Origin of the sequence: Paenibacillus sp. FSL H7-0357, from assembly GCF_000758525.1 — a bacterium.
GTDB lineage: Bacteria > Bacillota > Bacilli > Paenibacillales > Paenibacillaceae > Paenibacillus_AQ.
In genome coordinates this window covers 5171438-5184996 of the sequence record NZ_CP009241.1, presented here as the reverse complement: position 1 = coordinate 5184996, position 13559 = coordinate 5171438, and the positions used below count along the sequence as shown (strand labels likewise).

Here is a 13559-nt window from a genome sequence, read left to right as displayed (position 1 = left end):
CGTATGCTTCCGGTGTCAGTGTTGTTCGATGCGGGTTCAGGATGCATATGCTCACAAAACTTAAGCGAATGCTTACGAAGCGAGTTTTATTACGAAGATGAGCAGAGCAGAGAATGCTCCATAAAACTTTTAGGAGGAAAAGAACTATGGAAGCAAGTCAATTGATGCAATCAGGAATTGCCGGACTGATCGAGGGCAGGGATCTAACCCGCACACAGGCGCGTGAGCTTATGGGAACAATAATGGAGGGATCGGCATCACCGGCGCAAATCGGCGCCTTGCTGACCGCATTGCGGATCAAGGGGGAGACGGTGGAGGAGATTACCGGTTTCGCCGAAGCCATGCGCGGTTTCGGTACTCCTGTGCTTACGGAGCGCACCCGGCTGCTGGATACCTGCGGAACCGGCGGTTCCGGAATCCATAAATTCAACATTTCTACGGCCTCGGCGATCATATCCGCAGCCGCATCGGTCCGGGTCGCCAAGCACGGCAACCGTTCTGCTTCCGGCAGAGCGGGCAGCGCTGATGTGCTGGAAGCGCTGGGCGTCAACATTCATCTGAATGCGGAGCAGGCCCGGCAGTGTCTGGACAGCATCGGTATCTGCTTCCTGTTCGCACAAATCTATCATCCATCCATGAAGCATGCAGCCGTACCCCGGCGTGAGCTCGGCGTCCGGACCGTATTCAACATGCTTGGACCGCTGACCAATCCAGCGGGAGCCGACCGGCAGCTGATGGGCATTTATGACCGCAGCAAGACGGAAACAGTCGCGAATGTACTGAAGGAGCTCGGCTCCAAGCGGGCGATGATTGTAAGCAGTCTGGATGGTCTCGATGAAATCAGCATTTCGGCACCTACACAGGTATCCGAGCTGAAAGACGGGGCTGTGTTTACCTATGAAGTGACTCCAGAGGAACTGGGCCTCAGCAGACATCCGCTGGAAGATGTGCTTGGCGGAGATGCAGCTGAAAATGCAGCGATTATCACCGCCGTGTTGGCCGGAGAAGTTAATCCTTACCGTGATATTGTATTGGCCAATGCAGGTGCTTGTATCTATGTCGCCGGATTGGCGGATACATTGAGAGATGGCGTAGAGAAAGCAAGAGAAGTAGTAGATTCAGGCGCGGCACTGCTCAAGCTGGAGCAGCTGAAAGTCATGACGAAGGAGCTTGATTATGTATCTTGAACGGATTGTTGCCACCAAAATAAAAGAGGTAGAGATGCTGGCTGCGACTTTTTCGCTGGCTCAGGCTGAACTTGAAATTTCCGGGCTGCCGTCGACAAAAGGATTCCGTGATGCGCTCACGAAGCGGCGGAACAGAGAGATGGGGCTGATTGCGGAAGTGAAGAAGGCTTCCCCGTCCAAAGGTCTGATCCGGGCGGATTTTGACCCGGTTTCCATAGCACAAGGCTATGAGGCGGGAGGTGCTGACTGCTTGTCCGTTCTTACGGACAGCGAGTATTTTCAGGGCAGCGGTTTATACCTGCAGCAGGTTAGAAAGGCGGTAAGTCTTCCACTGCTGCGCAAGGATTTTATTATCGACGAGAAACAGATTTATGAGGCGCGTCTGCTGGGAGCAGATGCCATCCTGCTAATCGCGGCTATTCTGGACCCGAACCGGCTTGCTAACTTCACAGAGTTGGCTTCCTCACTGGGAATGGACGTACTCATTGAGATTCATGACCGCAATGAACTGGAAATGCTACTGGAGACCGGCAAAGCGGCACATCCGAATGTGCTGCTGGGAATCAACAACCGCAACCTGCATACCTTTGAGACCTCGCTTGAGACTACGGCAGAGCTTGCCACGCTTGCACCGGAGGGAGTACCGGTAATCAGCGAGAGTGGGATTGCAGGGCCCCGTGATATAGACTATCTGAGCACAACCGGCGCACTTGGCGTGTTGGTAGGAGAATATTTAATGCGTCAGCAGAACGTGGAGCAGGCGGTGAATGAACTGCTGGGTCCGGTACAGGCAGGGAAAGGCCGTGCCGTGCATGAGTGAGACAATGGTAAAAATCTGTGGACTTCAGGACGTTGAAGTGCTAAAATCTATGAAGCGATTACCACTGGATTATGTCGGTTTTGTCTTTGCTCCCAGCCGCCGCAGAATAACCCCGGAGCAGGCAGCAGTGCTTACCGCGCAGCTTGCGGACTGGCAGGCAGACAAGGCTCCGGAAGCCGCAGGTGTGTTTGTGAACCCGGAACTGGCAGAGCTTCGGGAAATCATGAAGGCAGTTCCACTGGGTGTGATACAGCTGCATGGGCAGGAAAGTGCAGAATTCTGCCGTGAGGTTAAGCTGGCGTTTCCGCAGGTACAGGTCTGGAAGGCTCTTTCTGTGGTCAGCCGTGATACGGAACAAGCTTCGGATAACCATAGTAGTCTGGAAAGCTATGCCGGTGTGGTGGATGCATTGCTGCTGGATACTTATGATCCGCAGGGCGGCGGTTCAGGCCGGACATTTGATTGGGAACGTATTCCTCACTTCCAGCAGGCGGCAGCGGCGTACGGGCTGCCTTTATTTATCGCCGGGGGTCTGGAGCCGGGCAATGTCAGTGAATTGCTGGCGGGCTACGCCCCGGATGGCGTGGATGTTTCCAGCGGAGTGGAGAGCGGCGGAATTAAGGATATTGTTAAAATGACAGCTTTTGTGGAAAGGGTGAAGCAATCATGATACAAGTACCGGACATCAATGGGCGTTTTGGTTCTTTTGGAGGCCGCTTCGTTCCTGAAACTTTAATGAATGCACTGATTGAGCTGGAGGAAGCCTACCGCAAGTATTCGGGGCAACCGGCTTTTCAGGAAGAAATAGATTATTTGCTGAAGCAGTATTCCGGACGGGAGACTCCGCTGTATTATGCGGAACGTTTCAGCAAGCATATCGGTGAGGCTAAGATCTATCTAAAGCGTGAAGACCTGAATCACACCGGAGCACATAAGATCAACAATGCGATCGGTCAGGGAATATTGGCCAAGATGATGGGCAAAACGAAGGTTATTGCCGAGACAGGTGCAGGCCAGCATGGCGTAGCTACGGCTACGGTGGCAGCGCTCCTTGGGATGGAATGCAAGGTGTTTATGGGGGAGGAGGATACACGCCGCCAAGCGCTTAACGTTTTCCGTATGAAGCTGCTGGGGGCAGAGGTTATACCGGTGACTTCCGGATCACGGACACTCAAGGATGCAGGGAATGAAGCGCTGCGCTACTGGGTCAGCAATGTTGAAGATACCTTTTATATCTTAGGCTCAGCGGTTGGGCCGCATCCTTATCCGATGATGGTCCGCAACTTCCAGCGGATTATCGGCGATGAGACCCGCCGCCAGATTCTGGAGGCCGAAGGCAGGCTGCCGGATCTGCTGGTTGCTGCCGTAGGCGGAGGAAGCAATGCGATCGGCATGTTCTATCCGTTCATGGAGGATGAGAATGTCGGCATGATCGGAGTAGAGGCTGCAGGCAAGGGAATCGATACCCCTTTTCATGCTGCGACAATGAGCAAGGGAACCCATGGGGTATTTCAAGGCTCCCTGAGCTATCTGCTGCAGGATGAACATGGACAGGTTACAGAGGCGCATTCCATCTCTGCCGGATTGGATTATCCGGGAGTTGGCCCTGAGCATTCCTACCTCAAAGACATAGAGCGTGCCCGATACGTGCCGATTACGGATGAGGAAGCGATTGAGGCTTTGAAGCTGCTGTGTATGACTGAAGGCATTATTCCAGCTCTGGAGTCGGCCCACGCCCTGGCGCATGTTGCTAAGATCGGACCTACGCTCACCAAGGATGATATTGTAGTCATCTGTTTGTCCGGGCGCGGCGACAAAGACGTGGAATCTATAATGGCCTATACGGAAGGAGCGGGTAAGCAATGACAACGGAGACGACAAACCGGATGGATTTGACCTTCCGGCAGCTTAAAGAGGCCGGACGGACGGCCTTGATCCCTTTTCTAACGGTTGGTGATCCCGATCTGGAGACCACGCTTGATATCATTGCCGAACTGGAGGCGGCGGGTGCAGATATTCTGGAGCTAGGCGTTCCTTACTCCGACCCGCTCGCGGATGGTCCGGTGATCCAGCGGGCATCTGCTAGAGCGCTGCGAGGCAGCATTAACCTTCGAACCTGTATGGAAACGGCACTGAAGGCCCGACAGGCGGGAAGCGAGCTTCCGTTCATTTTGTTCACCTATTATAATCCGGTTATGCAGATGGGCTTGGACACCTTTTTTGCAGAGCTTGAGACCCACGAAATCAGCGGCCTGATCATTCCCGATCTGCCTGTGGAGGAGTCTGGGGAAATGCGCCTGCGCAGCCGTGAGGCCGGTGTGAATCTGATACCGCTTGTCGCGCCGACCTCCAGTGAGCGGATTGCCAAAATTGTCTCCGGTGCCAGCGGTTTTGTCTATTGTGTCTCCTCCCTTGGAGTGACGGGCGAAAGATCGTCGTTTCATACCGGAGTGGATGACTTTATTGAATCCGTACGCCGGGCAACAGACTTGCCGGTAGCTGTTGGATTTGGCATCTCGACGGGCGAGCAGGTGGCACGGTTTGCCCGCATTTGCGACGGTGTAGTCGTAGGCAGTGCCATTGTCCGCAAGGTAGAGGATGTGATTCCGCTGCTGGACAATCCGGATACCCGCAGCCAAGGACTGTTGCAAATTCGTGAATTTGTGGCACAATTAAGACCATAACGGTCTGCTGACAGACCTGAGAGCAGCTATCTTACCCATGGAGAGCGAGGAGCATAAATGAATCCGAAACCAAATATTATCAACCTCCCTGTCTACAAGCCAGGCAAACCTATTGATGAGGTTAAGAAAGAACTGGGCTTAAGCGAGGTCATTAAACTGGCGTCCAATGAGAACCCCTATGGTCCTTCGCCGAGCGCAAAAGCTGCTATTATTGCCGATCTGGACAATCTTTTTCTGTATCCTGATGGCGCGGCCGCTGATTTGACAAGCGCACTGGCAAGCCACCTTGGCGTGGAGAACGACAATATCATATTCGGCTGCGGCTCCGATGAAATCATCGCCTTGATTACACGTGCCTTTTTCCTGCCGGGTGACGAGACAATTATGGCGGATCAGACCTTCTCCGTATACAAGAGCAATGCCGATATAGAAGGTGCTGTTTCGATAGAAGTGCCTTTGGCAAATGGTACACATGATCTTGACGCGATGCTGGCTGCAGTGACGGAACGGACAAAGGTGATCTGGATCTGCAATCCCAATAATCCAACCGGTACGATTGTGCCTGAAGAGGCGCTGGTCACTTTCCTGAACGCGGTTCCTGCGAATGTAATGGTGGTGCTCGATGAAGCATACTCCGAATACGTAACAGACCTTTTCTACTCGGACGGAATTGAGCTGCTCGCTAAGTATCCGAATCTGGTGGTGCTGCGCACCTTCTCCAAGATTTATGGCTTGGCTGCGCTCCGCATCGGCTATGGTGTTGCAAGTCCGCAGATTATCAAGCTGATTAATCAGGTTCGGGAACCTTTCAACACTTCCCGTCTAGCCCAGGCTGGCGCCTTGGCTGCACTGGCTGACCAGGATTACGTGCAGGAATGCCGCCGTCTCAACAGCGCGGGCATCATTCAGCTTCAGGGAGAATTCAAACGCCTGAGCCTGGACTTTTTCCCGGCACACGGTAATTTCATTATGGTAAATGTACGCAAGCCTGCAACCGAAGTATTCGACGCCTTGCTGCGTCAAGGCATCATTGTAAGAGCGGGCCACAGGCTTTACCCGACTTATATCCGTGTTACTGTCGGATCGACAGAGCAGAACAAGGCTTTTATCGCCGCTTTGGAGCGGGTGCTTAAAGATCAGAAGGTACAGGTGTAACCTGTAACAGACAAGACGATACCTATAGAAGGCAGGTAGTACAAAGAACATGACGACAAAAATAGCCATTTTCGGTGTCGGTCTGATCGGAGGCTCACTGGCCCTTTGCTTCAAAGGCAAGGAGGGCCTGACCGTCGTAGGCCATGCCCACCGTCCTGAATCCGCAATTAAATATGTCAGCAGAGGTGTTGTCGATCAGGCAACACTTTCTGTTGAAGAAGCGGCGCTGGACGCCGATTTTATTTTTCTATGCGTACCTGTAGGCATGCTGGAGGATTATTTGCAGCAGTTAAGCAAGCTTCCGCTGAAACCCGGCTGCATCATTACGGATGTCGGCAGCACCAAGGCCAGCATTGCCGCCTGCGCGGTTTCACTGGACTTTCCCGATGTGCATTTCATAGGCGGGCATCCCATGGCCGGTTCCGAGCGCTCCGGTGTGGAAGCAGCATCCTCACTGCTGTTTGAGAATGCCTATTATGTGCTGACGCCTCCGCCGGGAGTGCCGGACGATGCGTATCATGCACTTGAATCCTTGCTATTACATACCAAAGCGCAGATCGTCCGGCTCGATCCGGAACGCCACGATGAAATCGTTGGTGCGATCAGCCATTTGCCGCATATTATTGCCGTCGCGCTTGTGAATCAGATTCATGCCTATGATAATACGGATTCCCTGTACAGCACTTTGGCTGCAGGCGGCTTCCGCGACATCACACGGATTGCTTCCAGTGATCCGATCATCTGGCGTGATATTCTGCTTAACAACCGTACGGTGATGCTGCGCTTGCTGAAGGATTGGAATCAGGAGGTATCTTCATTTATCCAATTGCTGGAGATGGCGGACGGAGAAGGCATTGAGGAGGCTTTCAGCGAAGCTAACGGCTTCCGCAGCCAGCTGCCGGAGCGCCGCAAAGGAATGATTACGCCATTGTTCGATCTCCATATTGATGTTCCCGATCATCCGGGTATTATCGGGCGAATCGCTACGGAGCTGGGGGATCAGGGTATCAACCTTAGCAATGTGCAGATTATTGAGAGCCGTGAAGACGTTCCCGGCATTATGCGGCTGTCTTTTCGTCAGGAGAATGACATGGAGCGGGCTAAGATTCTGCTGCAGCACAATGATTATACGGTATATGTGTAGAAGCCGGGGCGAATGCCCCGGCTTTTTTAGTTGTTAAGATTTATAAGTTATCGGACTCCACGCAAATAACCTGAGCAAACTTCGAAGTCAAAGCCCTTTTTGGTTTGGGTTACGGCGCACCTCAGCCTGAAAATGGACAAAAAAAGACCGCTTACAAAGTAAGCGGCTACAATTCACAATGAATTGGAATTGTGCAGTGTTTGGATAGGAGTGGAGAGAAACCATACTGTACTTTTATTATATGTATCCGTTTACATTTTGTCAACACTTTCTTTAAACTTTATTTTCCAAATCGCAGATCAGGCCATTCAGAATAGATAAGAAAGAGCGTTTCGACTGACTTTTTATGTGCACAGATGGCAGGTTTAGGAATGAAGCAGGATTCGACTTAATATCCGAAATGTAAAATAGTGTATTGTTGCCCCGAGTCTATTAATGTCATCCTGTTAGAATCTATGCTATACTGGGTTAAGTATGTTTATAGATTCCTTTCCGTAATCATCAAAAAAGAGCTGTGCGGGATGTAAGGAAACCTGTAAAGATGCGTATTTATTTCTGTATTTACATGTGGCATGCCTTTTTTACCGGGTATTTGAATATACATAGGAAGTATTTCATAAAACGGTACAAATTTAGCGTAAAAGCGCAACTTTTTAAGCCCCGACCGGTATAAGTAGTTACAGACCGGCCGGGATTAAACGTGCAAGGGCGAGGAGGGCCGAACTCACCATGACGGATTCCCAGTTGATCCAGCTTATTAAGCAAGGAAACACAGAATTATACTCGGAACTGATGCGAAGATACCAACGAAAAATATTGGCTTTTGTCTATCATATGCTTAAGAATTCCCATATGGAGCTGATTGCTGAAGATCTCTGCTCGGAGACCTTTTATAAGGCGTTCCGCAGCTTGCATTCCTTCCGTGAAGTGGATGCTTCATTCTCGACATGGCTGTATACAATCGCCCGTAATACGGTGCTGAGTGAGCTTCGCAAGAATCGTGCAGGCAATGTATCTCTTGAAGAAAGCGGCTATACTCCTGTAGCTCCGCCAGAGGTAGCGCCTGAGCAGGCGGCGCTGCGTAAAGAACGGATGATGCTGGTTCGTGAAGCGATCAATAATCTACCGGAGAAGCAGCGTTCTGCACTCATTCTGCGTGAATATGATCAAATGGATTATCAGGAAATCGCCATTATTTTGGATCAGAGTGTCAGCTCCGTGAAATCATTATTGTTCCGTGCCAGGAGCAGTGTGAAGCTCCAGCTCGAGTCCTATTTCTATGAGCCTGAACTTGAAGAGCAGGCTGAGAGGGTGTAAGGCCAATGAACTGCAGGGAAGCGCAAGATTTCATTCCGCTATTGTGGGACGCTCCCCCCACCGACCCCAAGCGGATTGAACTTGAGAGGCATATTGCAAGTTGCCCGTACTGCGCCTCCGAGTGGGCATTGTGGCAGGAGAGCAGCGAGCTTATGCTCGAGACGAAGGTAGAAGTCAGCGAAGAACGTGCGGAAGCTATAAACCTCAGGGTTATGGAGCGGATTTATCTCGAGAGTCCCTGGCTGATGCCCGGGGACGGGAAATCTGCCGGTAATTCTACAGTTTTCCGCCGCCGGATAAGCCTTTGGATTGCCTGCTTTCTGGCAGTGTTTCTATCGAGCTTCCTATATTTCACTATGTTTAAGACATCCCATAACACAACCACAGCGCAAAGCGGGATTGTGGATACGGGTGTGGCCGGCCTTTCACTAGGATGGTCGCCGGCTTATCCTGTTCTGGAATCAGAAGGCGGCATTATCGAGCCGCTTGTAGTAAGCATGGGGCCAACCCATCCACAATATTGGATGATGCTGTCCATGCTGGGGGTAGGCTTATCGATATTTTTGCTCATCCGGTTGAACCGTTACCGCAGACAATGAGGAGCTCCCTTTACTACCAAGTAAAGCGGGCTTTTTTTGTTGTCTTGTTTCCGTGCAGGAAGAGCGAAAAGGCATAATAATCTTTCGAAAAGAAGACATTTGTTTTCATTCATGATACATTATTAAGCAAACATAAAGGAGGGGAAGGGTGATGGCAATGCTTATCGGCTTAGTACGCCATGGGCTGACCGATTGGAATGCGGAAGGAAAGATACAGGGGCAAAGTGACATTCCGCTTAACGATGAGGGCCGGAGGCAGGCTGAGATGCTGGGAGACAGGCTTCTGCAGGAACCTTACCGCTGGGACTACTGCATTACCAGCAGTCTTTCCCGCGCAGCGGAGACAGGGAAGATCGTAGCTGCCAAGCTGGACATTCCACTGCTTGAGCCCGATCACCGGATCCGTGAGCGTGCCTATGGGCAGGTGGAAGGCATGACTGCCATGCAGCGGGAGGAGAAGTGGGGCAAAGAGTGGAACCTGCTGTCGCTGGGTCAAGAAACGGATGAACAGCTGCAGGTACGCGGTCTGGCTTTCCTGGAGGATCTATCGGCCCGTTATCCGCAGAGCAATGTGCTGGTTATTTCCCACGGCGGCTTTCTGGCTCAGCTGTACACCGCGCTTTATAAGGACAAGTACACAGAACGTCTTGGCAATCTGTCGCTGACCATCCTGGAGAAGAAGGAACAGGAATGGAGTCCGCTGTTATACAATTGTACACGTCATATCTTGCAAAATCAGCGTTAACCCGAAGCCTCGGGTTATTTTTTTTGCGTAATAAGGAATAAAAAGGGCTGTATTTCCCATAATGGTAGTAAAACGGTGAGGCGATAAAAGATGAATCTGGCGGATATGCTCACTTACGCAGACATTGGTCAGCTTACCGCCATTGCGGGGCGCTACCAGTGCGATTGCAAACGAAATTCTAAACATGATTTGATTCAGAGTATACTGATCACGCTGGGAAGCCGCGATTTCATGGAGACTCATATCCGGGATTGCACCCCGGAGGAACTGCGGTTTCTCAACACGCTGTTGTTCGACGAACGCAGCAAATTCAGTCTTGAAGATTTGCTGGCTGCCGCGAGGCAGGCCTGCTTTGATGCACCTGCCGGCAAAACCGGCGGTTACCGTGAGATGGTCAGCCGGTTCAAAAGCGGCGGATGGCTCTTCAGCGGCGCCTCACAGCAGAGCAGATACCTCTTTCAGGTGCCGGAGGATCTGAAGAACCGTTTCCGCGAGAGGATGGGACAGCATATCAAGGAACATGTGGTCCGGAGCAGTGAACCAGCGGTATACCGCGGGGAAGGTGACCTGCTGGCGGGCGATCTGCTGCTGTTCCTGCGTTATGTGATGGACAATGAGCTGGAGCTGAACCAGGAGGGCGCCCTCTATAAACGTTATCAGCAGGGCGTAATGAACGCGATCCAAGTTCCTGAGCCGCTGCTGGGCAAGGGGGGCTGGAGATTCGGTTACGGCAGAGCATGCGAGCATTATCCGCCAAGAATGGCGCTTCTGTATGATTATGCGAGGCACCGCCGCTATATTTCGGAAGAAGGTTACCGTTTGAAGCTAACCTCGGCAGGTGAGACGCTGCTTGCGGAAGGAAAATCAGAAAGACTGATGCAGTTATTCACCTTTTGGTTAAAACTCTATAAAGGTGCTGTTCCTAATCTTCCATCGCTCGTATACTGGATTAGCGTAAGTGCGGAAGAGTGGGTGAGCGTTTCTTCCTTGGTGGAGGGATTGGGCTGGCTGATCAAACCGTTTTACTATGATGACGCCGCATCGATCCTGGAACAGCGAATTTTGCGGATGATGCTGCATCTTGGAATGATCCGGCTTGGAGAGTCACCTGAAGGCCCGGTAGTCCAAATGACGCCATGGGGGACGGAAGCTGCCACTCCGAAGCGACTGCCGAAGTAAGGGGGAGGAAAATGCGGATTGCTTATGGGAATTACATACCGCAGCTCGATGAATCTGTTTACGTGGCAGAAGGGGCTAAGCTGGTAGGGAATGTGAGTGTAGGACAGCATTCAAGTATTTGGTTCAATGCGGTGCTTCGGGGCGATCTTGCTCCAGTCATTATTGGAAAAAGCTGCAATATTCAGGATGGGGTTGTAGGCCATGTGGCGGAGAATCTGCCGCTGATATTGGGGGATGACATATCGGTTGGGCACTCCGCAATCATACATGGTTGCAGGATAGGCAGAGGCACATTAATCGGAATGGGTGCGATTGTATTGAACGGAGCAGAGATTGGTGAATATGCTTTAATAGGAGCCGGATCTCTTGTAACCGAAAACAAAGTGATCCCGCCGTACACCCTTTCCTTGGGTACCCCCGCCAAAGTGGTCCGTGAATTGACCGAGCAGGACTTACTGAGAATGTCACGCACCAGCGAGAGTTATGTGAACAAGGCGAAGGAATATGGAAACTTCTAAACAGCGGAGGTGTATCGAATGGACAAAATGAAGGCTACCTATGAAGTGATGCTAGGGCTTGCGGCAGAAATGGTGTGGGATGAAGCGCTGCGAAAGCGTCGTACCGACATCTTGTACCGGGAGATTGACACAGCGCTGGCGGCCGGAGATAAAGCGGCTTTCCGGTATCTGACTGAAGAACTGAAAAGTTTGGCATAAGAGATGCGCTTGGCGCATTTCTTTTTTTTGTTGTCCTGTAAAAGAGGGATTTAGCTGTATCTTCGAGAAAGCAAGGAGAAATGTTTGTCAAAAATGTTTGAACAATTCAGGTGAGGGGAATGAACAGTAATGAAATTTAGTGATTTTGACAAAAGCAGCTGGGAGGCAAACTGCAAATACTTCGATACCTGCCTGATTCCGTTTACCGGCCTGACGGGTACGGAGAGTCCGCCGGAGGCGGCAGAGGCACTTGAACGGCTGCGTGATTTGCTGGACTGTATTGAACAACCCTTTCAAGGACGCATTGTAACCTACCCGGCAATTCAGTACAGCTCAAGTGACAGTCTTCAATACATTAATGAGATTTGCCGAAAAGTCAAATCCAGTCACTTCCAATATGTCATTGTGGCTTCATCCGATTTGGAGGTATTGTCCAACGAAACGGTTGAAAGCGATTTAGTCCTTTCCCTGACTGGATTTGACGCGTCCCGGATAATGGCCTTTAAGAGTGAGATAGGGAGAGAAATTGAGCAGATGTGGCAAGGTGAGAAATGAGTTAAATGTGACGAAAAATCAACAATTTATATATAAGCACCCCAATATGCCTGTCACAATTTAGACAATATTCTTGACGGGTTTTGGACCCTACGCTATGATTAGGTTGAACTTATATGTCGTGTGACTTATATCATTGTAAACGGATTATTTACAGGAAAAACCTCTGGATAACACTGCAGGTGCCTTCTCCAATTTCTGAATAGGGGGTTACACACAGTATGAGCAGCCATGAAGAAGAGCAGGAGCCGCATCCGCAAGGACCGCCCAGCCAAAAAGAGATGTCACGCAGACAGTTTCTAACCTATACCCTTGGCGGAGCTACCGCTTTTATGGGGGCCGGGGCAGTCCTGCCGATGATCCGTTTTGCCGTTGACCCGATATTACATAAAAAAGGCGAGGGTGAATTCATCAAAATTGCGGAAACCTCTAAAATTACCGATGAACCGCAGGAGTTTACGTTTGAGCTGAAACAGCAGGACGGATGGTATGCCAGTACAGCTACGCTGACGGCCTGGATCCGTAAAAATGAGAGCGGAGAAATTTATGCGCTTTCACCGATCTGTAAGCATCTGGGATGTACGGTCAGATGGAACAATAACAAGTCCTATCCGGATGAATACCATTGCCCATGTCATGGAGCGAGGTATACCAAAGTAGGCAAGAATCTAGAGGTCGCCCCGAAGCCGCTTGACCAGTACAAGACCAAGATTGATGGAGGCTGGGTCTATCTTGGAGATATCGTCCCCAACACTGAAGCTAAGAAGGAGGCGTAAATCTGATGTTTAAAAATGTCTACAACTGGATTGATGAACGTCTGGATATTACGCCGATTTGGAGAGATGTCGCCGATCATGAGGTACCTGAGCATGTCAATCCGGCACATCACTTTTCGGCATTTGTCTATTGCTTTGGCGGACTTACATTCTTTATTACAGTCATTCAGATCTTATCGGGCATGTTTCTGACAATGTATTATGTTCCAGATATTATAAATGCCTATGCCAGTGTGGAATATTTGCAGACAAAGGTGGCCTTCGGGCAGATCGTCCGCGGTATGCATCACTGGGGCGCAAGTCTCGTGATCGTGATGATGTTCCTTCATACAATGCGCGTATTTTTCACCGGTTCCTACAAGGCACCGCGCGAAATGAACTGGATTGTCGGTATGCTTATCTTTTTCGTGATGCTGGGGCTTGGACTGACCGGATATTTGCTGCCTTGGGACAACAAAGCTTATTTTGCAACCAAGGTTACACTGGAAATTGCTAATTCTGTACCCGTTATGGGGCCTGTGCTGAAGGAACTGATGCAGGGCGGCACTATTGTCGGCGCAGAAACTTTAACCCGCTTTTTTGCACTGCATGTATTTTTCCTCCCGGCGGTCCTGCTTATTCTGCTCGTCGGACACTTTATTATGATCCGCAGACAGGGTATCTCCGGTCCGCTGTAAGTCAA

At 50.8% G+C, this 13559-nt stretch carries 16 protein-coding genes; all 16 read left to right on the top strand.

Features of this window, described 5'->3' with window-relative positions; all coding sequences use genetic code 11:
* The first annotated feature begins 146 nt into the window (after positions 1-146).
* The 16 genes from trpD (at position 147) to qcrB (ending at position 13554) form a co-directional block, all read left to right on the top strand.
* Positions 147-1187 carry an anthranilate phosphoribosyltransferase gene (trpD, locus tag H70357_RS22765; RefSeq protein ID WP_038594493.1) on the top strand — a complete coding sequence of 347 codons (1041 nt, stop codon included), beginning with the start codon at positions 147-149 and terminating at the stop codon, positions 1185-1187.
* Complete coding sequence (trpC, locus tag H70357_RS22760) at positions 1177-2007, top strand: indole-3-glycerol phosphate synthase TrpC (RefSeq protein WP_038594491.1); 831 nt, start codon at positions 1177-1179, stop codon at positions 2005-2007. The genes trpD and trpC overlap by 11 nt, the downstream gene beginning before the upstream one ends.
* Positions 2000-2677 (top strand): phosphoribosylanthranilate isomerase, encoded by a 678-nt coding sequence (locus tag H70357_RS22755; RefSeq protein WP_038594488.1) that lies wholly within the window; start codon positions 2000-2002, stop codon positions 2675-2677. Before trpC ends, H70357_RS22755 begins: the two co-directional genes overlap by 8 nt.
* Positions 2674-3873 (top strand): tryptophan synthase subunit beta, encoded by a 1200-nt coding sequence (gene trpB / locus H70357_RS22750; protein ID WP_038594485.1) that lies wholly within the window; start codon positions 2674-2676, stop codon positions 3871-3873. The genes H70357_RS22755 and trpB overlap by 4 nt, the downstream gene beginning before the upstream one ends.
* On the top strand, positions 3870-4691 hold the full coding sequence (gene trpA / locus H70357_RS22745) for a tryptophan synthase subunit alpha (protein ID WP_038594482.1): 822 nt from the start codon (positions 3870-3872) through the stop codon (positions 4689-4691). The genes trpB and trpA overlap by 4 nt, the downstream gene beginning before the upstream one ends.
* Before the next feature lie 57 nt (positions 4692-4748).
* Entirely contained in the window at positions 4749-5846 is a 1098-nt protein-coding gene (hisC, locus tag H70357_RS22740) for a histidinol-phosphate transaminase (RefSeq protein ID WP_038594480.1), read from the top strand.
* A 49-nt stretch (positions 5847-5895) separates the two neighbouring features.
* Positions 5896-6990, top strand: coding sequence for a prephenate dehydrogenase (locus H70357_RS22735; protein WP_038594477.1), 1095 nt, complete (start codon positions 5896-5898; stop codon positions 6988-6990).
* Positions 6991-7719: 729 nt separating this feature from the next.
* Positions 7720-8307 (top strand): RNA polymerase sigma factor, encoded by a 588-nt coding sequence (locus H70357_RS22730; RefSeq protein ID WP_038594474.1) that lies wholly within the window; start codon positions 7720-7722, stop codon positions 8305-8307.
* 5 nt (positions 8308-8312) lie between these two features.
* Positions 8313-8906 (top strand): anti-sigma factor, encoded by a 594-nt coding sequence (locus H70357_RS22725; protein WP_038594472.1) that lies wholly within the window; start codon positions 8313-8315, stop codon positions 8904-8906.
* Between the two features lie 157 nt (positions 8907-9063).
* Positions 9064-9651 (top strand): histidine phosphatase family protein, encoded by a 588-nt coding sequence (locus tag H70357_RS22720; protein ID WP_038600248.1) that lies wholly within the window; start codon positions 9064-9066, stop codon positions 9649-9651.
* A gap of 90 nt (positions 9652-9741) precedes the next feature.
* The gene (locus H70357_RS22715; protein WP_038594468.1) at positions 9742-10830 is read left to right on the top strand and encodes a hypothetical protein; all 1089 of its coding nucleotides are present in this window, start codon (positions 9742-9744) and stop codon (positions 10828-10830) included.
* 11 nt (positions 10831-10841) lie between these two features.
* Positions 10842-11348, top strand: coding sequence for a gamma carbonic anhydrase family protein (locus H70357_RS22710; protein WP_038594465.1), 507 nt, complete (start codon positions 10842-10844; stop codon positions 11346-11348).
* 18 nt (positions 11349-11366) lie between these two features.
* Positions 11367-11546: an IDEAL domain-containing protein gene (locus tag H70357_RS22705; RefSeq protein WP_038594463.1), complete on the top strand. Its 180-nt coding sequence runs from the start codon at positions 11367-11369 to the stop codon at positions 11544-11546.
* A 129-nt stretch (positions 11547-11675) separates the two neighbouring features.
* Positions 11676-12101: a DUF2487 family protein gene (locus H70357_RS22700; RefSeq protein WP_038594458.1), complete on the top strand. Its 426-nt coding sequence runs from the start codon at positions 11676-11678 to the stop codon at positions 12099-12101.
* 221 nt (positions 12102-12322) lie between these two features.
* Entirely contained in the window at positions 12323-12877 is a 555-nt protein-coding gene (locus tag H70357_RS22695; protein ID WP_038594455.1) for a QcrA and Rieske domain-containing protein, read from the top strand.
* A 5-nt stretch (positions 12878-12882) separates the two neighbouring features.
* Entirely contained in the window at positions 12883-13554 is a 672-nt protein-coding gene (gene qcrB, locus H70357_RS22690; protein ID WP_038594453.1) for a menaquinol-cytochrome c reductase cytochrome b subunit, read from the top strand.
* Positions 13555-13559: the final 5 nt, after the last annotated feature.